The organism is Halomonas sp. S3-1-1, from assembly GCF_023757625.1.
Lineage (GTDB): Bacteria > Pseudomonadota > Gammaproteobacteria > Pseudomonadales > Halomonadaceae > Vreelandella.
This window is the reverse complement of sequence record NZ_JALGBZ010000002.1, coordinates 183,577-204,733: the sequence shown is the minus strand read 5'-3', so window position 1 is coordinate 204,733 and position 21,157 is coordinate 183,577. Positions and strand designations below refer to the sequence as shown.

Below are 21,157 nucleotides of genomic sequence, written 5' to 3'. Positions count from 1 at the left end.
TATACAGCTCGCATGATGCCCGACCAGCAAGGAGCTTGCATGTCCACATCCAGGTTTGACGCCCTCACCAAGTGGGTCGCCGACCAGCACGGTCTCGATTCGACCGCCCTTACCCTCGCCCCCGCCGGGGGCGATGCGAGTTTTCGCCGCTATTTTCGCCTGAGACTTCCCTCCGGCGAAACACAAATTGTCATGGACGCCCCGCCCGAGCAAGAGGACTCCGCCCCGTTCGTGGCGATCGGCCGGCGGCTTCACGCAGCCAACCTGCCGGTACCCGCCATTTATCAGGCGGACCTGGACCAGGGCTTTCTACTGCTCGAGGACCTGGGCGACACGCCGCTTCAGGCCAGATTCACCGATGCCGCGAGCGTGCGTGAGCACTCGGCCCAGGCGCTCGGGCTTGTGAGCGCGCTGCAAAACGCCATGGATCCGAGCACGTTGCCGGCATTTGATGAAGCGCTGGTGCGCCGCGAGCTCGCGCTCTTTCCCGAGTGGTGCCTGAAAGGCTGGCTCGGTATCGCGGTGCCGGCCTCGCTCGCCGCCCTGGAGGACGACCTGACGCGGCGGGCGCTCGAGCAGCCGGTGGTGAGTGTACATCGAGACTTCGACGCCATGAACCTTATGCCCCACGCGGGCCGCCTTTACATGATCGATTTCCAGGACGCGGTGGCCGGCCCCGTCACTTATGACGTCATTTCGCTTCTTTGCGGGCGCTACTGGCGCTTTAACGCGGATGATTTCGACGCGCTGGCGCTGGAATTTCACGCCCGGGCGCGCCAGGACGGGCGCCTGCCGGCAAGCATTGATGCAGCGACGTTTTTGCGCTGGTGTCGCGCGATGGCCGCCCAGCGCTCGCTGAAGGTGCTGGGCATTTTCTGCCGCCTGACCCTGCGCGATGGTAAAACCGGCTACCTCGAGCGGCTGCCCCACTTTCTGGATCACCTCGAGGACAGCCTGGCCGGGCTTTCAAACCACGACGATTTCGCCCGCTGGACGCGCGACACGCTGCGCCCGGCCATCGCCGCCAGGCTGGAAGATTCGCCATGAAGGCGATGATTCTGGCCGCCGGGCTCGGTACGCGCATGCGCCCGCTGACCGACACCTGCCCCAAACCTCTGCTACCGGTCGGCGGCAAGGCGCTGATCGAACATCATCTGGCGCACCTGGCCCGGGCCGGCATTTTTGATGTAGTGATCAACGTAAGCTACCGCGCCGAGCAGATCATGAAGGCACTTGGCGACGGTGCGCGCTATGGGCTCTCGATCACCTACAGCGTGGAGCAGACGCCGCTGGAAACCGGCGGCGGCATTTTCAACGCGCTGCCCCTTCTGGGCGAAGCGCCGTTTTTGCTGGTCAACGGCGACGTCTGGTGCGACGCCCTGCCCACCCCGACGCTCGGGCCGCAGGCACTCGCCCACCTGATGCTGGTGGACAACCCGCCCCAGCACCCAAACGGCGATTTCTCGCTCGAAAAGGGCCAAGCGGGGCTCAATACGCCGGCGCTCACCTACTCGGGCATTGCCGTCATTCATCCGGCGCTGTTTCAGGGCTGCTCCCCCGGGGCCTTCGCGCTGGCGCCGCTTCTAAAAGAGGCGATTACCCGCGGGCAGGTCAGCGCCGAGCACTTTACCGGCCACTGGGTGGATGTCGGCACGCCGGCGCGGTTAACGGCGCTCGAGGATTTTTTGGCGTCATCGACACACCGCTTTACCAGGGAGTCACCGTGAGCCTTGCCGACGATATCGCCGTCACGCCTCTGATCGCCGTGTACGGCACGCTGAAAAAGGGACTCAATAATGCCTATCTATTGGAGGGCGCCGAGTTCGTCGGCGCGGATACCAGCCGCGTGCTTACGCTTTACGACGTGGGCCCCTACCCCGGCGCCAAACAGCGCGAATCCAAAGGCATTGCGCTGGAGGTCTACCGCATCGACGAGGCAATGCTCGCCCGGCTCGACGTGCTGGAGGATCACCGACTCGACGCCCCGGGCGAGGGCGAGTATCAGCGCGTCACGCTAACGACCCGTTTTGGCCAGGCGTGGGTCTATCTCTACAATCCGGACATCGTTGACCTCATCGCCATCGATGAAGGCGGCTGGCCGCTGCCGCGCTAGGCGGTCTCGACCGGCAGGCGTGTTATCCTGCGCGCATCGGTAGTGGGCCCGGCGCCCTTATCCAACGCGCCAACCGCCTTTGGAACATACTCAAAAACTTATTTAAAAACGCATTCAAAACGTATCTAAAACGTATTCAAACCCCAGCATCAGTCGAAAGGAGAGCCGCGTGAAAGCACGAGTGAAGTGGACAGACGGACGCCAGTTCGTGGCGGAATCGGGCAGCGGCCACAGCGTAGTGATCGACGGGCCGCCGGATCACGGCGGGTGCAACACCGGCCCACGCCCGATGGAAATGCTGCTAATGGGCATGGGCAGTTGCACGGCGTTTGATGTACTGAACATTCTCGACAAGGCGCGAGCCGATGTCACCGACTGCGTGGCCGAGATCGACGCCGAGCGCGCCGACGAGGTGCCTTCGGTGTTCACCCGCATCCACGTGCATTTCGTGGTCACCGGGCGCGGGCTCAAGGAGAAGCAGGTGCAGCGCGCCGTCGAGCTCTCGGCCGAGAAGTACTGCAGCGCCTCGATCATGCTGGTCAAGGGTGGCGTCGACATCACGCACTCCTTCGAGATCCAGGACGCGGCGGCGTAAAAAAATGGCGAGGCGGGATGCAACGCGGGCCGCGGGGGGGCATAATAGCCCGCCCTCGCGCCCGACGCGGGGCGCTCAACATTTGCCAATCGGTTCCGGCGCTGGCTCGTCGGGGTGTTTTCACTGCCATCAGGAGGCGCGGAATTGCCTGATAATCTCCGACTCCACGGGTTTAACAACCTCACCAGCTCGTTAAGCTTCAACATTTACGATATCTGCTACGCCAAGACCGAAGAGCAGCGCGGCGCGTATATCGACTATATCGATGAGCTGTACAACGCCGAGCGTCTTACCCAGATTCTCAAGGATGTGACCAACATCATCGGCGCGCACGTGCTCAACATCGCGCGTCAGGACTACGAGCCCCACGGCGCTAGCGTGACCATTTTGATCGCCGAGCACGAGCTCGACGAACCGGCAGCCCAAACGACGCCGGGCCCGGGCCCGCTTCCGGAAACCGTAGTAGGGCACCTGGACAAGAGCCACGTGACAGTGCACAGCTACCCCGAGTCCCACCCGGACAACGGCATCAGTACCTTTCGCCTGGATATCGACGTCTCCACCTGCGGCCACATCAGCCCGCTCAAGGCGCTGAACTACCTGATCCACAGCTTCGATTCCGATATCGTCACCATGGATTACCGGGTGCGCGGCTTCACCCGCGACGTCGACGGCAAAAAGCTCTTCATCGATCACGCCATCACCTCGATTCAGGACTACCTGGCCGAGGATACCAAGCAGGCGTATCAGATGATGGATGTGAACGTGTATCAGGACAACATGTTCCACACCAAGATGCTGCTCAAGGATTTCGAGCTGGACAACTACCTGTTCGGCACCTCGCGACGCGACATCACCTTCGAGGAGGCGCGCGACATCGAAAGCCGCCTGCGCAAGGAGATGCTGGAGATCTTCTACTCGCGCAATCTCGATTGATGATCAAACGATCGAAAACGACAAAGCCGACGCCTGTGCGTCGGCTTTTTTGTAGCCCATGATTCTACCCCAAATGCAGTCTTGAGCGCCCCGTAGCGAGGGTCTTTCGCCAAGCCCGAAAAACGTTCCCTACGTTTTCAGCATTTCCACCTTCCATGGTGGCCAGATGGCGAAAGTAGCCTACAGGGGCGTATTCATGGCGCCCTCGCGTAGGGGCGCTCAAGACGGCCTCAAGGCTCGAGGCTAATAAACCTTCTCCTCGCCTTCCGGGCGCGTCTTGAAGCGCCGGTGCAGCCACAGGTACTGCTCCGGGTGCTTGCGGATCGCCCGTTCGATGAACTGGTTCACCCGCGTGGCGTCCTCGACTTCGTCCTTGCTTGGAAAATCCTCGAAGGCCGGCAGGCACTCGATGGTGTAGGTGCAATCGTCCGGGTTGCGGTGGAACATCAAAGGCACTACCGGCGCGCCGGTCATGCGGGCGATTTTCGAGGTCAGACGGATGGTCGCCGCTTGCTGGCCAAACAGCGGCGCAAAGACGCTGACATCGCGGCCGAAGTCCTGGTCCGGCGAGTACCAGACGATATGGCCCGCCTTGATGCGACGCACAACTCCACGCAGGTCGTGGCGGTCGATCGCCTGGCCGAAAATCCGCGAGCGCGCCCGGGTCATGAAGCGCTCGAACAGCGGGTTATTATGCGGCCGGTAGACCACGTCCGCCGGAAAGAAGAGCGAGTGCAGCGCCCCGCCCAGATCCAGAGTCGAGAAGTGAATGCCCACCACCAGCACTCCCTTGCCCTGAGCCTTGGCCCGAGCCAGGTTCTCCTCACCGTGGTAGGCCACCCGGTGGCGAAACCCCTCGGCGCGGCGGCACCAGCCGGTGGCGGTCTCGACCAGCCCGATACCGTTGGCGATGAAGGTCTTTTTGACCAGCTGGCGCTGGGCATCAACGCTTTTTTCCGGAAAGCAGAGCGCGATATTGGTTGCGGTGATATGGCGCCGGCGCTTGATCAGCGCCCAGGCCATCAGCCCGATGAGCTTGCCGATGGCAAGCTTCAGCCGCCAGGGCAGCCAGGCCACGATGTACATCGCACCGATGGCAAGCCAAGTCGGCCAGTAGCGCGGGTGAGCGAACGAACGGGGAAAGGGTTTCTTCGACATTCCGATAACCTTGATCAAGCGCCGTGATAGCGGCGCGGCACCCGGGGCAGCACCCCGGTCAAAAGCGTATAGCTGATCGTATCGCAGTGGCGGGCGACCTCGTCCACCGACAGAAGCGCCCCACAGGCGCTTTGGCCCCACAGCGTCACTTCGCTGCCGATCGCCGTCCCCACCACCTCGGTCACATCTACCGTGAGCATATCCATCGACACGCGCCCGACGATCCTGCAGCGTTGGCCGTTAACCAGCACCGGCGTCCCGTCTTCCGCGTGGCGATCGACACCGTCGCCATAGCCCGCGGCGACCACGGCAATCAATGAGCGCCGGGGCGCGCGCCAGCGCCCGCCGTAGCCCACCGGCTCGTTCGCCTCGATCTCGCGCAGCGCGATGATTTCCGAGCGCAGGCTCATGACCGGGCGAAGCAACTGGGTAATGGCGTTGTCTACCTCCAGCGGGTTGCTGCCGTAAAGCATTACCCCGGGCCGGTTCCAGGCGCCGTGGGCGGCGGGATAGGCAAGCGTGGCCGGCGAGTTGGCCAAGCAAAGCGGCGCGCCGAGGGCGTTTCCAAGCGCCGTGACGCGTTGAAGCTGGCGCTCGAAGTAGCCGCTATCGCCGGCATCCGCCGTGGCGAAGTGGCTCATCAGGTGAAGCTCGCCCACCCCGGGGGCGGCCTCGAGCCGGCGCCAGATCGCTTCTACCCGGTCGGGCTCGAACCCCAGCCGGTGCATGCCGGAGTCGACCTTGATCCAGACGGGGATCGGTGCTTTGGGTTCAAACGCCAAAAGCGCTTCGATTTGCCAGCCGCTGTGCACGCTGGTCCACAGGCCGAGGGCATCGACCAGAGTGAGCTCTTCGGCGTCGAAGAAGCCCTCGAGCAGCACGATGGGGGCGGTGACGCCGCCTTCGCGAAGCGTAATCGCCTCCTCGATACACGCCACCGCCAGCGCCGGGGCGAGCGGCTCAAGCGCACGAGCGCAGGCGAGCGCGCCGTGGCCGTAGGCGTTGGCCTTGATCACCGCCACGGACTGGCTTTGGGGCGCGCAGCCGGCGGCCACGCGGTAGTTGTGACGCAGCGCGTCGAGATCGATATGGGCCGCCAGAGGGCGCATTGCTCTTCTCACTTACCAGGCGCTGACACGGCGCCTGTGGGTTTCATTCGGGTATAAAAAAGCCCAACGTATTGGGCCGGGTCATCTGCTTGAATGCCGGCGCACCGGCTGGCCGGTGCGCCCTGTCTTGCCGTGGGCAAGTCTCGCGGGAAGCAGTGCGTTAAGGCTTAGTTCTCGAAGATGGCGTCGAGAGAAAGGCCCTGTTTTTCCAGCGAGCGGCGAAGCTTCTTTAGCGCTTCGACCTGGATTTGACGAACCCGCTCACGGGTTAAGCCGATTTCAGCGCCGACTTCTTCGAGAGTCGCCGACTCGTGCCCACGAAGGCCAAAACGGCGAACCACGACTTCGCGCTGCTTTTCACTGAGCTCATCGAGCCAGTGATCGACGTGCTCACGCACGTCACCGTCGACCAGAAGCGATTCCGGGCCAGAGACGTCGTCGTCGGCCAAGGTATCGATCAACGGCTTGTCGCTTTCGCCGCCCATGGGATAATCCACCGACGACACGCGCTCGTTCAAGCCCAGCATTTTCTTGACCGTGCTCACCGGTTTATCAAGGTGCTCGGCGATCTCTTCGGCGGTCGCCTCGTGGTCGAGCTTTTGAGTCAGCTCACGAGCGGCGCGCAGATAGATGTTGAGCTCCTTGACCACATGGATGGGCAAACGAATGGTGCGCGTCTGATTCATCAGCGCCCGCTCGATCGTTTGGCGAATCCACCAGGTGGCGTAGGTCGAAAAGCGAAAACCGCGCTCGGGGTCGAACTTCTCCACAGCGCGAATGAGCCCCAGGTTGCCCTCCTCGATCAGATCGAGCAGCGTCAAACCCCGATTGAGGTAGCGTCTGGCGATCTTGACCACCAGGCGCAGGTTGGATTCGATCATCCGCGAGCGACCCATCGGGTCTCCCTTGCGCGCCAGCCGGCCGTAATAAACCTCCTCTTCCGGCGTCAAAAGCGGCGAAAAACCGATTTCGTTGAGATAAATTTGCGTAGCGTCCAGGCTCTGGGTCGACTGTCGATCTTCACGCCCCAGTGCTTTTTCGAAGGCATCTTCCTCTTCGTTGGCGGTCTCGTCGGCATCATCCAATGCCTCCTCCGCAGTCTCAAGGTCAACCTCCTGCAGGTCCTTCTCCAGCATGCTCATGATCTTACCCCCGTTGTCTTGCCTAACCGCCATGTAAAAAAGTGTGGGTGGTCGTACTGTCTGTACGCGCTCACCGTTATTGTTATATGACGCTCTTATCAAGCTGTTCGGGTTTTTTTAAAGGCGCGGGGCGCCTTGGCCAAGCCGTTCAAAGAGAGTGCTTTAACGCGATGGTAAAAAGTCCAAGGGGTTTTCGGGTTGGCCATCGCGGCGCACCTCGAAATGAAGTTTGACGCTGTCGGTGTCGCTATCGCCCATGGTGGCAATGACTTCTCCTGCCTCGACCACATCGTTTTCGCTGACGCGCAAACTGTCGTTGTGCGCGTAAGCGCTAAGAAACTGGTCGTTGTGTTTGAGTAGTATGAGGTTGCCATAACCCCGTACTCCGCTGCCGGCGTAGACCACGATGCCTGGACCGGCGGCTCTTACAGGTTGCCCCTTTTGTCCCGTGATATCAATCCCGGCGGTGATCGTTTCGCCCTCACCAAAGCCACCGGCGACCTGGCCATCCGCCGGCCAGCGCCAGTTGATGGTCTCGGCCGGAGTGAAGGTGCGCGAGGAGCGGTCTGGAGCCGCGGGCGCCTCAGACGCAGCGGCGTCGGGCGTCGATTCCACCGGTTCGGGCTGCGGCTCGGGTTCAGCGGGTGCCTCCGGTTCCGGCGTGGCGGCGGGCGCCTCCTCTGTTGAAGTCTCGGCCGCGGACGCCTCTTCACGCGCCGGCGCCTGGTCGTCACTACCGTCGTCTTTACCGTCGCTATTGGTGTCGCCGCGCTCGGCGGTGATGCGCTGATTGCGCTCGATGGCGCTCTCATCCGGCAATAGCCAGTCCATCTGCTGCTCGCTTGACGAAACGGTGTTTTGGCCGCCGGCTTGCGCGCCATTCTCGTTGCCGACGACGGCCATGCCACCGCCCAGGCCGGTGGCTACCGCGCCGCCCTGGCGCGCCGGCGACTGATCGGCCGGGCTCGGCCCCTGGGCATTCGCACCGCCGCCCTGGCGCAGCGTGATGGTCTGGCCGGGTTGAATCTGATACGGCGGGGCGATGTTGTTCATCGCCGCCAGCTCCCGGTAGTCCAAATTGTATTGCCAGGCGATGCCATAGAGCGTGTCGCCTTGGGCGACGGTGTACTGGGGCGAGCTTTCCACCGCGCGGCGCGCTTCGCTCAAATCTCGTACCTGGGGGGCGTTTGACGGCTGATTGACGCAGCCGCTTATGGCCAACGCCACTAAAGAGAGTGTAAAAACCTTACGCATGCAAACCCTACTCCTTTTCAACGCCGCGCGCTTTGTGTCGAACTGCGTGGCCCTTGAGCGGCCCGCCGGCTAAGTACCACCACCAGCACCGCGCCAACGAGCATCATGACCACGACGCCCACCACCTGGGCGCTACCGTCGGTCAGGTTAGCGTAGTCACTTGGCAGCAGATAGCGGTGGGACAGCGGAATGATCTGCCCTTCGGGGCCCATTTGATAGCTAAGAAGTTCGCGCCAGGGCCACAGCACCGGCAGCGAGCCGACGATGAAGCCTAAAAGTAGCTGCATCGTGGCGTTGTGATGGCGGTTCAAAAGCCACCAGAGAAATCGTGAAAAGAGCATCAGACCGGTCAAACAGCCCAAGCCGAACCACATGATAATACCGATATCGAGGCTTTTGATAGCCCCCATGATGGTGCCATAAAGCCCCATGGTGAGTAACAAAAAGCTTCCGGAAACGCCGGGCAGTAGCATTGCGCTGATGGCGATAGCGCCGGCCACGAAGACGATCAGCGCCTCGTTACCCAACAGCAGCACCAGCGGCATCAAGGCCGGAAGCGCCTGGGCAAGTACCAGCCCGGCTAACAGCGGCAGCACGTATAAAAGCCGCCAGCGCCCACTTGCCCGGCCCACTACCAGCGCCGAGGCGGCAACCAGCCCGAAGAAGAAGCCGTCGAGCAGCAGCGGGTGCGCTTGCATCAGCCAAAGTGCCAAGTGCGCCACGCTGACCAAACTCAGCGCGATACCGGCCAGAAGTGGCACCAAAAACCCGAGATTCAGGTGCGCAAAAAGACCCCGCCAGCCGCCCCGGCGCCAGGCGGGCCAGGCGCTGGGGCCGAACTGTTTGATGGTATGGATCAGCTCTTCATAAATGCCGGTGATGAAGGCGATCGTGCCTCCCGAAACGCCGGGCACCGCATCGGCGGCGCCCATCCCGGCGCCTTTTAAAAATACGCCCAAGCGTCGATGCTTCAATCCACCACTCCTTGCAATAAAGGGACGAAGCGTACCGGCTCCAGGCGGCGCTTCTCGAACGCTCCCCCGATACGCTTGACCTGTGTTAGCCACTGGCTACCGTCCGGCGCTTCCAGTGGCGCAATCAATACGCCGTGATGGCCCAGCTGCTCCAACAGCGCTTCGGGCAGCGTTTGCGCGCAGGCGGTCAGAAGGATCACGTCAAACGTTGCCCCTCCCGGCCAGCCCTCGCCGCCGTCGGCAATGGCCAGATTCACGCGGGCATCAAGACTCGAGAGCCGCCCGGCCGCGCGCTCGCCAAGCGTAACGATTCGCTCGACGGAATAAAGCGTGGGCACCAGCCGCGCCAGCACCAGCGCCTGGTAGCCCGACCCGGTGCCCACTTCGAGCACCCGCCGGGGGTTGGCCTTGAGCACGAGCTCGGTCATTCGCGCCACGATAAACGGCTGCGAAAGCGTTTGGCCATAGCCAATCGGCAGCGCCGTGTCCTCGTACGCCCGGTGCGCCAGCGCCTCGTCGACGAACAGGTGGCGCGGCTCGGCGGCCATGACCTCGAGCACCCGCGCGTCGACAATGCCCTGGTCGATCAACCGTTCGACCATACGATCTCGCGTGCGCTGGGAGGTCATTCCCCGCCCACGGCGCTCCTCCTGAAAGAGATCAGGCAAAAGCGTCCAGCCAGGCTTGCACGTCGCCCCGCGCCGGGTGGCGCGTCAGGTCGGTCTGTAGCGGCGTGATCGAGACGAACCCTTCGTTGATTGCGGCGAAATCCGTGTCCTCGCCGTCATCGGCGTTGGCCGCCACCGGCGCGATCCAGTAGCGGGTGCGCCCGCGCGGGTCCTTGATCGGTACCGCCTTCTCCGCCGGGCCGCGATAGCCAAGTCGAGTCACGCGAACGCCCTTGATCTCCTCCCAGGGTAGATCCGGCACGTTGACGTTCAAAAGGGTTCTGGGCGGCAGCGACAGCGTATCGGCGGCGCCGACGAGTGTCGCCGCCATTCGCGCGGCGCTCTCGAAATGGCGCTCGCCGCAAAGCGACATGGCGATCGCGCTCATGCCCAAATTGCGTCCTTCCATGGCCGCCGCGACGGTGCCGGAGTAAAGCACGTCGTCGCCCAGGTTGCTACCGTGATTGATCCCGGCGATCACCAGGTCCGGGCGCTCATCCCACACCCCGTTCACGCCGAGATAGACGCAGTCGGCGGGCGTGCCGTCGACGCTGTAAAAGCCGCCGTCGAGCGCGGTGAGCGATAGCGGGCGCGACAGCGTCAGCGAGTTGCTCGCCCCGCTGCGGTCACGGTCCGGCGCCACCACGCGCAGTTTGGCGTGCTCGACTAGCCCGTCGTGTAGCGCGCGAAGCCCCGGCGCGTACACGCCGTCGTCGTTGGATAAAAGCAGTCGTCGCATGGGCCTCTCCCTGGGCAGTCGGTGTGGCGTAATTCCCTGATCGTGTTCACGGTCTCTAATGTATGAGTCCGCTCGCGCAAGGGCACCATCAAAAATCCGGGTGGTCGATCAGCTCGCGCAAAATCGCGGTGGCAAAGCCGCCTCGCGCTAAAGAAAATTCGAGCACCGCGGCATCGGCCTCACGCGTCAGTACGGGCTCGATGACGCGCATCCTAAGCGCCCGGTGACTTTTTTTCACCCCCGCACGGCTCAAACCGTCGCAAAGTGCGGGTTCGCGAGCGTAAAGCGCCTGCTCGAGCGCACCGGCCTTGCCAAGCGCGCCCTCGCCAACGCCCCAAAGCGGGCCCGCCGGGTGAAGGTCGAGCGCTTCGGCGCGCGCGATCAGCGTCTCATCGACGCCGTCAATGTCAAACACGCTTTGGGTGCCGTCGAGCATCAGCGTATCGCCCGGCACCGGCGAGTGCCAGCTTGCATCACTTACCCGCGCGCTCAAAAACTCGTTGAACAAAAAGGCGCGAGCCGTGGAGAGCAGCATGCCCTGGCGGTCGTCGCGCTTGCGCCAACCCTTTTGCAGCACCGCGCGCGCCTTTTCCAGGTTGCGCCCCTGGGCGCCGAAGCGCTGGGGGCCGAAATAGTTGGCCACGCCTTCACGGCACAGCGCCTCCCAGCGCCTGGCGAACGCCTCGCTTTCGACAGCCTCGCCGCTTACGCGCAGGCGAAAGCGGTTGGTGCGGTGCACGCCGCGCTTGAGTTTACGCGGGTGGCGCCCCTGCTCGACCAGGCGAATGCCCTGGGCCGCGAGCGCCTCGTCAAGCCCTTGGGGCGACGGCCGACCGGGCAAATGGACGCTGAGCCACTGGCGCGTTACCGCGATTTTGTCCTTCATGCCCGAATAGCCAATGGCGCGCGGCGCGACCTCACACAGCCGAGCCAAACTTTTGACCACCTCGAGCGTGGTCAGGCCGCGTTTTTCAAGACGTAGCCACAAATGCTCGCCCTCACCTTCCGGGGTAAAGTCGAGCTGCTCGTCGACGAAGAAGTCCTCCGGGGCCTGGCGGTACTGGCCCGGCGCGCGGGGGCCAAAGCGGCTCTCAAGCGCGCGGGGCCAGTCCGGCAGCGGGTTCATCAGCGCGCCCTGGGCGTGAGCAGCACCACCGCTTCGGCGGCGATACCCTCACCCCGGCCGGTAAAACCGAGCCGCTCGGTGGTGGTCGCCTTGACGTTGACCTGGCCCACCGCTACGCCGAGATCAGAAGCGACGACCTCGCGCATGGCGCCGATATGCGGTGCCATTTTCGGCGCTTGGGCCATAATCGTGGCGTCCAGATTGCCCACGTCGAAGCCGGCCTCGCCCACCAGCGCGACCACGTGGCGCAAGAGCGCGCGGCTGTCCGCGCCTTTCCACTCCGGGTCGGTGTCCGGGAAGTGGTGGCCGATATCGCCAAGCGCGCAGGCGCCTAGCAGCGCATCGCTGATCGCGTGGAGCAGCACGTCGCCGTCGGAGTGGGCAACGAAGCCCTGCTCAAAGGCAAGCCGAACCCCACCGACCATCAAATGATCCCCTGGGCCGAAGCGGTGTACGTCGAATCCATGGCCAATACGCATGAGCACTACTCTTTGCTGGTGTCGTTGCTGTTGCCGGCCTGCAACGAAAGAATCGCCGCCGCCAGGGCAAGATCATCGGGATGAGTGATTTTCAGATTGTCGCGGCGAGCGCTGACGAGCTTCGGCGAAAGCCCCTGCGCCTCGACGGCGGAGGCTTCGTCGGTGACCGCCATGCCCTGCTCCACCGCGCGAATCAGCGCGCGCTTTAACAGCGCGAAGCGAAACCCCTGGGGCGTTAGCGCGTGCCAGAGCCCGTCGCGGGGCTCGGTGTGCGCGCTGTGCCCTGCCTCGGTTTCGCGCTTCATGGTGTCTGCCACGGGCATGGCCAGAAGCGCGCCGCCCGGGTGAGCGCGGGCGTTATCGACCAGCGTGCGCAGATCCTCGACGCTCACGCAGGGGCGCGCCACGTCGTGCACGATGACCAGATCGTCATCCTCGGCATCGATCGCGTTCAGCGCGTTCTGGACACTGTCGACCCGCTCGCATCCGCCGTCGACACGCTGCCAGTGTTCAAACGCCACGAAGCGCGGGTCGAAAAATTGGTCGTTGGCATCCAGGCAGAGCACCAGCCGCGCCTCTGGAAAAGCGGCGTGAAGACGCGTTAATGTGTGGGCCAGCACCGGGCGGCCGTCGATTTCGAGATACTGCTTGGGCCGGTCGGCGCCCATGCGCCGCCCCTGGCCCGCCGCCGGCACTACCAGCCAGAGGCGATCACTCATCGGCGGCCTCGTGCTCGGCGGCGACCGGGTTGGCGACCATCGCCGCGTTCAAGCCAATCAGCTCGTTTTGAATCGCCACGCCCGGCACCCAGAAAAACTGCTCGTCGCTTCGCACCATGCCCATATCGCTGCGGGCGCGCTCTTCGATGGCATCCAGCCCGGTCTTGAGATCGGTGACCTCGGCGGCCAGGCGGGCGTTGCGCTCGCGCATCGGCACGTTCGCCGCCTCCTGTACCGTCACGCGCTGCTCGACGCGCTGCAGATCCTGCCAGCCGCCGTTACCCAGCCAGAGCTGATACTGTAAAAATCCCAGAACGCCCACCAGGGCGATCGTAAGCCATCGATGCATCGAAGCTTCCTGTAATCGAGTGCCTTTTCAAGGCGTGAACGGCGCGCATTATGCCAGCAAGCGGGCCAGGCAGCGAGCCGTCTCTTGTCGCGTTAGGCATATGGCCTAGCTCTTGAACGGCAGCGCCTCCAGCGCCGCCTGGCGGTAAGCCTTGACGTGTTCGCCTTCCCGAGCGCAAAACTCGGCAACGCCGGCGGCCAAACCCTCGTGGGCCAGGTAGTGAAGCGAACGCGTGGGCGTCGGGGCGAAGCCGCGCACCAGCTTGTGCTCGCCCTGGGTGCCAGGGTCGAAAAGCGCAAGGCCCCGCTCCAGACAGACCTCGATGCCCTGGTAGTAGCAGGCCTCAAAGTGCAGGCAGTCGGCGACCACTTCGCTGCCCCAGTAGCGCCCGTAAAGCGTGGTGGCGCCGCGAAAATAGAGCGCGGCGGCCACCGGGCGGCCGTCCACCAGCGCCTGCACGAGCAGCATCGACTCTGGCATGTCCCGGCAAAGCGCCTGAAAAAACGCCTCGTTGAGGTACGGCGGGCGACCGCGCTCATGGTAGGTGATCGTGTAGCAGCGAAAAAAGTGCGCAAGCGCCTCATCGTCGATCGCCTCGCCTTCCAGGCGTCTGAGCGTGATGCCCTGCTCGGCGACCAGGCGCCGCTCGCGCTTGATCGTCTTGCGCCGCTTGGCGGTGAGGCTTGCCAAAAAACCGTCAAAATCATTAAAGCCGCGGTCGCGCCACTGAAACTGCACTCCGTGACGAACGATCAGCTCCGGGCACTGGTCCTGCCAAGTGTCGACCTCATCGTCGCCAGCAAACAGCAGATGCCAGCTCGAAAGCCCAAGCGCCTCGCACTGATCCCGCCAGCCGTTGGCGAGCAGAGCAAAGGCGCTTTGGGCATCGATATCGTGCGCCACCAATGTGCGCTGGCCCGGTACCGGCGTAAAGGGTACGGCGCTCAGCGCCTTGGGGTAGTAGTCACCCCCGGCGCGCTCGAAGGCCTCCGCCCAGCCCCAGTCGAACACGTACTCGCCGCTGGAGTGGCTTTTCAAATAAAGTGGCAGCGCCGCGACCAACCGCTCCCCCTGCCAGACGCTCAGATGGCGCGGCTGCCAGCCGGTCGCCTCGCTTGCCGAGCCGCTTTGCTCCAGCGCACTCAAAAAGGCGTGGCGTAAAAAAGGCTGCTCCGAGCTTACCAGCGCATCCCACTGCGCCCGGGGCACGCGCTCGATCGACGAGAGCGTGACCAGACTCAACGCCTGTGAAGACTTGCCATCCGTCATGAGCACCTCGCATTGAATGACGACCGATCACGTGACCGCTTGCGAATAACGGCTATCGTTTGACCGCTTTGCCCCCGAGTATCGCGCAATCAATCGCCCACTAGAACCCGGCTGAGGCTTTTATCATCCTGCCAGATCAGCGAGAGTTAAAAAAATTGGCCACCAAGCCGGCGAATCGTTAAAGCCTGGCTAAAAACGACCGATAAAGAAGGGATTAGCCCACTCCTGGAAAGATTATGCAAGCCGCCGAGATACCCAAAAACGAACCCCAGCGACTAGCGGCCCTGCACCACCTGGAGATTCTGGACACTCCGCCGGACGACGTCCTCGACCGCTTGACCGAGCTTGCCTGCGATATTTTCGATGTCCCCATTGCCCTGATTACGCTTGTGGACCAAAACCGACAGTGGTTCAAGTCACACACCGGTCTGGAGATCCAGCAAACCCCGCGGGAACACTCGTTCTGCGCGCATGCCGTTTATAAAAACGACACACTGGTCATCGAGGACACGCTCAAGGACTTGCGTTTCCTGGACAATCCATTGGTGCTAGGTGCCCCCCATATTCGCTTTTACGCCGGCCACCCGTTACGCCCAACCGATGGCCTTGCCATGGGTACGCTGTGCCTCATCGATCAGACCCCGCGGTACTTTAGCGATCGAGAGCGGCGGCTTTTAGCCAATCTCGCCGCTCAGGTCGAGGACCTTTTCCACCGTCATAAGCGAGAGGCCATGCTTTTCCGCGATGCCGAACGCTTCGAGGCGCTGTTCAGCAAAAGCGCAGTGGCCAAGGTCCGTATCGGCCGCGATGGGTACATTAGCGCCATCAACCCGTCGGCACTGAATCTACTGGGCCTCAAGGCGGATGACGTTTTGAATCAAAGCATCGACATGCTGACGCCGCCAGAGATTGCCGCTGAGCATCACCGCGCCATTAAAAACTACCTGGCTGGCGAAGCGCAGACGGTGATCGGCATTGGTCGCGAAATGGAAGCGCTTCACCGCGATGGCCACCGCGTGCCGGTTCACATGACGCTCAACGCCATTCACGACGCCCAACACAACGTCGTCGAGTTTCTGGCCGTCATGACCGACCTGAGTAGCGTCTACGCCGCCAATCAGCGCATTCTTAAGGAGCAGGGCCTTTTAAAGGTGCTTCACCAAGGGATCACCGACTACCAGGCGCTGATGTCCGGCCAGCGGCTCTGGGTATTTTTGATGGAAGCGCTAAGAGAGCTGACCGACAGCGATTACGCGCTGATCGGCGAAGTGCTGCCCACCGACACGACCAACGCGCTCAAGATTCACGCCATCACCGACCTTTCCTGGAGCGAAACCTCCCACAAGCTGATGGAGCGGCTGCGAAGCGGCGACATGACGCTGACCAATGCCGACACGCTGCTCGGTCGCGTCTTTGCCCATGGCGAGGTAGTGATTACCGAGGATGTTTATGGGCACAAGAGTCGAGGCGGCTTTCCTGCGGGCCATCCTCGGCTCGATAACTACATGGGCGTACCAATTCTCAGCGGCGATCAGGTCATCGGCATGTACGCGATCGCCAACAGCCAGCAGCCGCTCAACCAGGCACTAATCGACTGGCTTCAACCCTTTACCGACACCTGCGCGCTTTTAATCAACCTCTACCGGCAGATGGCCGAGCGCGAGCACGTGCTTCAGGCGCTGGCCGTGGCCCGCGATCAGGCCGAAGAGGCCAACCAGGCCAAGAGCGAATTTCTCTCATCGATGAGCCATGAGCTGCGCACCCCCTTGAACGCGATCATCGGCTTCGCGCAACTGCTGGACAAGGGCCGCCGGGACCCGCTCAGCGACAAGCAACAGCGACAGGTGCAGCAGATCGAAAAAAGCGGTCAGCACCTGTTGGGCCTGATCAACGAAATTCTCGATCTCGCGCGGATCGAATCCGGACATTTGGCGCTATCGCTGGAGCCGATCTCGGTGAGCGCGGTGCTCGACGACGCCTGTGCAACCCTCGAGGCCAACATCGAAGCGGCGGGCATCACGCTAGAGCGCGCGCCGCTGGCGGCGGGCTGGCGGGTACAGGCGGACTACACCCGCACCAAACAGGTGCTTTTAAACCTGCTCTCCAACGCCATCAAGTACAACTGCGAACGCGGTCTCATCGAGATACGCGCCGCCGCCCAGGCCAATGCGCTCAAAATCAGCGTGCGCGATACCGGCGCCGGTATCGCCAAGGAGCGCCAAAGCGAGCTGTTCGAGCCGTTCAATCGACTGGATGCGGAGTACGGCGCCATCGAGGGCACCGGCATCGGGCTTGCCATCACCCGGGAGCTGGTGCATCGCATGCACGGCAAAGTGGGCGTCGAGAGCGCCCCCGGCCAAGGCGCCACATTCTGGTTCACGCTTCCACTGACCGACGAGAGGGTTGAAACCGACCCTGAAAGCGACGCGCCGTTCAACCACCGCGCAAACGTTGCTCAACGTCGCATTCTGTATGTCGAGGACAACTCGACCAACCAGCGTCTGATTCAGGATATTCTCGAAGAGATGGATACGGTGGATCTGGAGGTGGTGGGCAGCGCCGAGCTTGCGCTGGAGATACTGCGCCACAGCCGTTTCGACCTGATGATTTTGGACATCAACTTGCCCGGGCTTAACGGCTATCAGGCGCTCAAGACGCTGCGCCAAAACTCGGCGCTCGACGCCATGGGCGTGGTGGCGCTTTCCGCCAACGCCACGCCAGAGGACGTCGAAAAAGGGCTCGCCGCCGGGTTCGACGAGTATCTCACCAAGCCTTTAGACATCGATAAACTCACGAAGGCGCTCGATGAGCATCTTCACCCAGCCTCTGGGAGTGATCTATGAAACTGGCCCAAAAGCACCTGTTGGTCGTGGATGACAACGCCATCAATGTCGAGCTGCTGACCGACCTACTCGAGGAGCACGGCTACGACAACGTACACGGCCTGAGCGATTCCCGCGAGGTACTCGGCTACTGCCAACGCCACTGCCCTGATCTGGTTTTGCTCGATATTCGCATGCCGCACCTGGACGGCTACGCGGTGACTGAAGCGCTCAAGGCACATTGTGGCGAGGCGGCACCTCCCATCATCGTGCTCACCGCACAAATCGATGACGATACGCGCCACCGCGCGCTGGCCCTGGGCGTTAGAGATTTCATCACCAAGCCGTTCAAGCACGTCGATGTACTCCAGCGTATTCGCAATACGCTGGAGGTCGAGCAGCGCTATCAGCGACGCACCCGTCAGGCGCAAAGCTTCAAACGCCTGGCCGACGAGCATTCTCAGGCGCTGGATCAGCAGTTGCGCACGGACACCATCACCCGACTGCCCAACCGGCGGGCGATGACCCATGTGCTCGAGCGCGCCGCCCGCGATAAGGCGCCGACCGGACTTTTGTTCATCGCCATCGACCAGCTCGACGATGTCGTGCGCCTTCACGGCTACGCCATCGCCGACAAGCTACTGCTCCACGTTAGCCAACAGCTTCAGGGCCAGTTGCAAAGCGATGCCACCCTCGGTATCTGGGGCGGCAGCGAGCTTCTGGTCATCCTGCCCGAGACGAGCCACGAGCGGCTGACCGGCCTTGCCATTGGGCTACTGGAGTGCTTCAACCAGGATCAGGCGCTGGAGGATCTGCTGCTACCGCTTGGGGCCAGAATCGGTGTCAGCAGGGCCGATCAGGGTTTTGATCCGGAGCGGCTGGTGCACATGGCGGCGCTGGCGCTGCCACACAAAAACGCCCCCGTGCGCGTGCAAAGCTATAACGAAGAGCTCGAAACCCTTCAGCGTCAGCGGCTGCGCCTGCAGCAGTCGATTCGTGGCGCCACCGAGCGCGGTGAGATCAGCTTGGCCTTTCAGCCCAAGATCTCGCTGTCGGACAACCGCGTGATCGGCGCCGAGGCGCTGATTCGCTGGGACCATCCAGCGCTTGGACGCGTCTCGCCGGCGGAGTTCATTCCGCTGGCCGAGGCCAGCGGCGATATTCTCGCCATCGGCGAATGGGTCATCGAAGAGGCGCTTCGCCATATCGTGGCCTGGCGCCACCAGGGGCTTTTGAACGATCACTTTCATATCGCGGTCAACGTCGCAGCCCGTCAGCTCGCCCGGCGCGACTTCGCCGACACACTGTTGAAAACGCTCGAAACCTACGAGGTACCGACGGACTTTCTCTCGCTGGAGGTCACCGAATCCGGGCTTTTGAGCGACATGCACAACGCCCGCCTGCAGCTTGCCAAGCTCGCCCAGTTCAATATCGCCGTGGCCATCGACGACTTCGGCACCGGCCACTCGTCGCTTGCCTATATCAAAACGCTACCCTTCTCGACGCTGAAGATCGACCGCGCCTTCGTCATGGATCTCGAGGACATGGAGGTCGACCGGCACCTTGCGCTGGCGATCACGCGGCTGGCCCACGCGGTGGGGTGCGACGTGGTCGCCGAAGGCATCGAAACCAAACCCCAAGCGGATTACCTGCGCTCCATTGGTTGTGAGGCGGCGCAAGGGTATTATTATGCCCGCCCCCTGCCCGCCGATGAGTTCTTCGACTGGTGCGCGCAGTGGGCAGACGCCCACCCTTCGACGAACGCTCTGGAACCCACATGGCCCACGACCTGCTCGACCGCCTGCGCGAACGGCTCAACGATCTAAATCGCTCGGAGTTCAAGGTGGCCAACGTCATCATGGACGACCCGGTGGCCGCCACGAGTTTGAGCATCGCAAGCTTGGCCCAGGCCGCAGGGGTCAGCGAGCCGACGGTGAACCGGTTTTGCCGTAACTTCGGTGCCAAGGGCTATCCGGACTTCAAGATCAAGCTAGCCCAGAGCCTGGCCGGCGGCACGCCCTACGTGACCCGCGCGGTCGAGCCCGGTGACAACGCCACCCAGTACACGCCGAAGATCTTTGGCGCTACCATCGCCGCGCTCAAGGAGGCCGAACGCCAGGTTGACATGGCCGCGATCGAGCGCATGGTCGACTACCTGACCCAGGCCAAGCACATCCACTTTTTTGGCCTTGGCGCCTCCGGCGCGGTCGCCCAGGACGCGCAGCACAAGTTCTTTCGCTTCAACCTGCCGGTCATGGCCTATATCGACGTGCTGATGCAGCGGATGGTGGCCGCGGCCTGCCACACCGGGGATGTGATCGTGATCATCTCCTATACCGGGCGTACCCGAGAGCTCGTCGATATCGCCAGACTCGGGCGCGCCGCCGGCGCGGTGGTGCTGGGCATTACCGCGCCGGATTCGCCGCTGGCAAAAGAGTGTACGGCAACGCTTGACGTTGCTACCCCCGAGGACACCGACCACTACATGCCGATGACCTCGCGGGTCATCCAGCTCACGCTGATCGATGCGCTGGCCACCGGCGTGACGCTGCGCCGCGGCGAGGATTTCCTGCCACATCTCAAAAAGATCAAGGAGAGCCTGCGCGAGACGCGCTTTCCGCTGGAGTAGCCGCCCCGCTACTGGCTCACGGCGGCCGTCACGGTGATTTCGACCTTGAGCTCCTCGGCGGGCAGCGGCGCGCAGACGCAGGTGCGCGCCGGCGCATAGCCTTCCGGCACCCAGGCATCCCACACCGCGTTCATCGCCGCGACGTCGCCGCCCTCCTTGAGGTAAACCGTGGCGCTCAACAGCTGCTCACGGCTGGAGCCGATCTCCTCGAGCAGCGCGTCGACGCGCGCCAGCATGCTCTTCGTCTGCTCGGTGATATCGCCGTGGCGCGCATCGACCCCGGCAACCTGGCCACACAGGTAGGCCACGCCCTGATGAATGACGGCGCGACTCATGCGCGCTTTAGTGTCGTGACGCTGGATGGACATGCGTTCTCCTCGTTGTATAAGCGTATTAAAGAAGGATTAAAAAAAGAGTATTAAAAAAGAGCATTGAAAAGGGTGCCTTAAAGCGCCTGACGGCGCGTAGGCATGGGGCGATGCTCGAAGACCCGGCGCAGCACGAAGCTCGTGTGCGCGCCGGTGACACCTTCGATACGGTTGATGACGTGCAGCAGCAGGTGCTGATACTCGTCCATATCGCGAATCAGGATCTTGAGCTGAAAGTCCGCCGCCTGGCCGGTGATGATCAGACACTCGATGACGTTGGGAATCTCGCGCACCTGGCGCTCGAAGTTATCAAAACGCTCCTGCGTGTGCTGATCCATGGCGATATGCAGAAGCACCGTCAAATCGAAGCCGAGCTGGCGCGCGTCGACCTCGGCGCGGTAGCCCGCGATCAGGCCGTGCTCCTCGAGCGCGCGCACCCGGCGAAGACACGGCGACGGCGAGAGCCCAATGCGCTCGGCGAGCAGCTGATTGCTGATGCGCCCGTCTTCCTGCAGCACATCGAGAATGTGGCGATCATAGCGATCGAGTTCCAGCGGAACGGGCAGCATCGGCTACCTCCTGCCAAAATTTCATATTTTAACGATAGTTTCTGCCAATTATTGCCGCAAGATTCGAGTATTAGCAATAATCTTCTGGCGATCCATGGGTATACTGGTGCTACCGTCAGATGACGAGACGCGCTCAAAA

Annotated in this window: 22 protein-coding genes; 8 read left to right on the top strand and 14 right to left on the bottom strand. The window is 62.7% G+C overall.

The features are described from left to right. Nucleotides 1–39: 39 nt before the first annotated feature. The 5 genes from MQW23_RS06025 to speD all read left to right on the top strand — a co-directional run bounded on the left by MQW23_RS06025 (nucleotide 40) and on the right by speD (nucleotide 3,644). On the top strand, nucleotides 40–1,047 hold the full coding sequence (locus MQW23_RS06025) for an aminoglycoside phosphotransferase family protein (protein WP_252106931.1): 1,008 nt from the start codon (nucleotides 40–42) through the stop codon (nucleotides 1,045–1,047). Next, nucleotides 1,044–1,727 carry an N-acetylmuramate alpha-1-phosphate uridylyltransferase MurU gene (murU, locus tag MQW23_RS06020; RefSeq protein WP_252106930.1) on the top strand — a complete coding sequence of 228 codons (684 nt, stop codon included), beginning with the start codon at nucleotides 1,044–1,046 and terminating at the stop codon, nucleotides 1,725–1,727. Before MQW23_RS06025 ends, murU begins: the two co-directional genes overlap by 4 nt. Continuing rightward, complete coding sequence (locus MQW23_RS06015; protein WP_252106929.1) at nucleotides 1,724–2,113, top strand: gamma-glutamylcyclotransferase family protein; 390 nt, start codon at nucleotides 1,724–1,726, stop codon at nucleotides 2,111–2,113. The genes murU and MQW23_RS06015 overlap by 4 nt, the downstream gene beginning before the upstream one ends. 169 nt (nucleotides 2,114–2,282) lie before the next feature. Continuing rightward, complete coding sequence (locus MQW23_RS06010) at nucleotides 2,283–2,708, top strand: OsmC family protein (protein ID WP_252106928.1); 426 nt, start codon at nucleotides 2,283–2,285, stop codon at nucleotides 2,706–2,708. Nucleotides 2,709–2,852: 144 nt separating this feature from the next. Then, entirely contained in the window at nucleotides 2,853–3,644 is a 792-nt protein-coding gene (speD, locus tag MQW23_RS06005; RefSeq protein WP_252106927.1) for an adenosylmethionine decarboxylase, read from the top strand. Between the two features lie 243 nt (nucleotides 3,645–3,887). On the opposite strand, the gene lpxL is transcribed toward speD, so the two are convergent. From lpxL to MQW23_RS05945, 12 genes are all read right to left on the bottom strand, one after another. Beyond that, nucleotides 3,888–4,802, bottom strand: a complete 915-nt coding sequence (gene lpxL / locus MQW23_RS06000) for an LpxL/LpxP family Kdo(2)-lipid IV(A) lauroyl/palmitoleoyl acyltransferase (RefSeq protein WP_252106926.1) — start codon at nucleotides 4,800–4,802, stop codon at nucleotides 3,888–3,890. Nucleotides 4,803–4,816: 14 nt separating this feature from the next. Further along, nucleotides 4,817–5,911, bottom strand: a complete 1,095-nt coding sequence (alr, locus tag MQW23_RS05995) for an alanine racemase (RefSeq protein ID WP_252106925.1) — start codon at nucleotides 5,909–5,911, stop codon at nucleotides 4,817–4,819. A gap of 167 nt (nucleotides 5,912–6,078) precedes the next feature. Continuing rightward, nucleotides 6,079–7,053 carry an RNA polymerase sigma factor RpoS gene (gene rpoS / locus MQW23_RS05990; RefSeq protein ID WP_252106924.1) on the bottom strand — a complete coding sequence of 325 codons (975 nt, stop codon included), beginning with the start codon at nucleotides 7,051–7,053 and terminating at the stop codon, nucleotides 6,079–6,081. Nucleotides 7,054–7,215: 162 nt separating this feature from the next. After that, the gene (locus MQW23_RS05985) at nucleotides 7,216–8,307 is read right to left on the bottom strand and encodes a peptidoglycan DD-metalloendopeptidase family protein (protein WP_252106923.1); all 1,092 of its coding nucleotides are present in this window, start codon (nucleotides 8,305–8,307) and stop codon (nucleotides 7,216–7,218) included. A gap of 17 nt (nucleotides 8,308–8,324) precedes the next feature. Then, complete coding sequence (locus MQW23_RS05980) at nucleotides 8,325–9,281, bottom strand: DUF368 domain-containing protein (protein WP_252106922.1); 957 nt, start codon at nucleotides 9,279–9,281, stop codon at nucleotides 8,325–8,327. Next, complete coding sequence (locus tag MQW23_RS05975) at nucleotides 9,278–9,910, bottom strand: protein-L-isoaspartate(D-aspartate) O-methyltransferase (RefSeq protein ID WP_252107660.1); 633 nt, start codon at nucleotides 9,908–9,910, stop codon at nucleotides 9,278–9,280. The genes MQW23_RS05980 and MQW23_RS05975 overlap by 4 nt, the downstream gene beginning before the upstream one ends. Before the next feature lie 31 nt (nucleotides 9,911–9,941). Continuing rightward, nucleotides 9,942–10,688, bottom strand: coding sequence for a 5'/3'-nucleotidase SurE (gene surE, locus MQW23_RS05970; protein WP_252106921.1), 747 nt, complete (start codon nucleotides 10,686–10,688; stop codon nucleotides 9,942–9,944). 88 nt (nucleotides 10,689–10,776) lie between these two features. Continuing rightward, on the bottom strand, nucleotides 10,777–11,814 hold the full coding sequence (gene truD, locus MQW23_RS05965) for a tRNA pseudouridine(13) synthase TruD (protein WP_252106920.1): 1,038 nt from the start codon (nucleotides 11,812–11,814) through the stop codon (nucleotides 10,777–10,779). Then, the gene (gene ispF / locus MQW23_RS05960; protein WP_252106919.1) at nucleotides 11,814–12,293 is read right to left on the bottom strand and encodes a 2-C-methyl-D-erythritol 2,4-cyclodiphosphate synthase; all 480 of its coding nucleotides are present in this window, start codon (nucleotides 12,291–12,293) and stop codon (nucleotides 11,814–11,816) included. The genes truD and ispF overlap by 1 nt, the downstream gene beginning before the upstream one ends. 5 nt (nucleotides 12,294–12,298) lie before the next feature. Then, nucleotides 12,299–13,012, bottom strand: coding sequence for a 2-C-methyl-D-erythritol 4-phosphate cytidylyltransferase (gene ispD, locus MQW23_RS05955; RefSeq protein ID WP_252106918.1), 714 nt, complete (start codon nucleotides 13,010–13,012; stop codon nucleotides 12,299–12,301). After that, entirely contained in the window at nucleotides 13,005–13,361 is a 357-nt protein-coding gene (gene ftsB, locus MQW23_RS05950; RefSeq protein WP_252106917.1) for a cell division protein FtsB, read from the bottom strand. The genes ispD and ftsB overlap by 8 nt, the downstream gene beginning before the upstream one ends. 105 nt (nucleotides 13,362–13,466) lie before the next feature. Continuing rightward, nucleotides 13,467–14,630 carry a GNAT family N-acetyltransferase gene (locus tag MQW23_RS05945; RefSeq protein WP_252106916.1) on the bottom strand — a complete coding sequence of 388 codons (1,164 nt, stop codon included), beginning with the start codon at nucleotides 14,628–14,630 and terminating at the stop codon, nucleotides 13,467–13,469. A 236-nt stretch (nucleotides 14,631–14,866) separates the two neighbouring features. Here MQW23_RS05945 and MQW23_RS05940 point away from each other — a divergent pair, with 236 nt between their 5' ends. The 3 genes from MQW23_RS05940 to hexR are packed head-to-tail and all read left to right on the top strand — an operon-like array spanning nucleotide 14,867 to nucleotide 20,081. Further along, nucleotides 14,867–17,473, top strand: a complete 2,607-nt coding sequence (locus tag MQW23_RS05940; RefSeq protein WP_252106915.1) for an ATP-binding protein — start codon at nucleotides 14,867–14,869, stop codon at nucleotides 17,471–17,473. Then, complete coding sequence (locus MQW23_RS05935; protein ID WP_252106914.1) at nucleotides 17,470–19,278, top strand: GGDEF/EAL domain-containing response regulator; 1,809 nt, start codon at nucleotides 17,470–17,472, stop codon at nucleotides 19,276–19,278. Before MQW23_RS05940 ends, MQW23_RS05935 begins: the two co-directional genes overlap by 4 nt. Beyond that, entirely contained in the window at nucleotides 19,230–20,081 is an 852-nt protein-coding gene (gene hexR / locus MQW23_RS05930; RefSeq protein WP_252106913.1) for a transcriptional regulator HexR, read from the top strand. Before MQW23_RS05935 ends, hexR begins: the two co-directional genes overlap by 49 nt. Before the next feature lie 8 nt (nucleotides 20,082–20,089). Here the strand turns inward: hexR and MQW23_RS05925 are convergent, their stop codons facing one another. Beyond that, nucleotides 20,090–20,449 carry a RidA family protein gene (locus MQW23_RS05925; protein WP_252106912.1) on the bottom strand — a complete coding sequence of 120 codons (360 nt, stop codon included), beginning with the start codon at nucleotides 20,447–20,449 and terminating at the stop codon, nucleotides 20,090–20,092. A 77-nt stretch (nucleotides 20,450–20,526) separates the two neighbouring features. Continuing rightward, a complete protein-coding gene (locus tag MQW23_RS05920; RefSeq protein WP_252106911.1) occupies nucleotides 20,527–21,018 on the bottom strand; it encodes an Lrp/AsnC family transcriptional regulator in 492 nt (163 codons plus the stop codon). Nucleotides 21,019–21,157 lie beyond the last annotated feature (139 nt).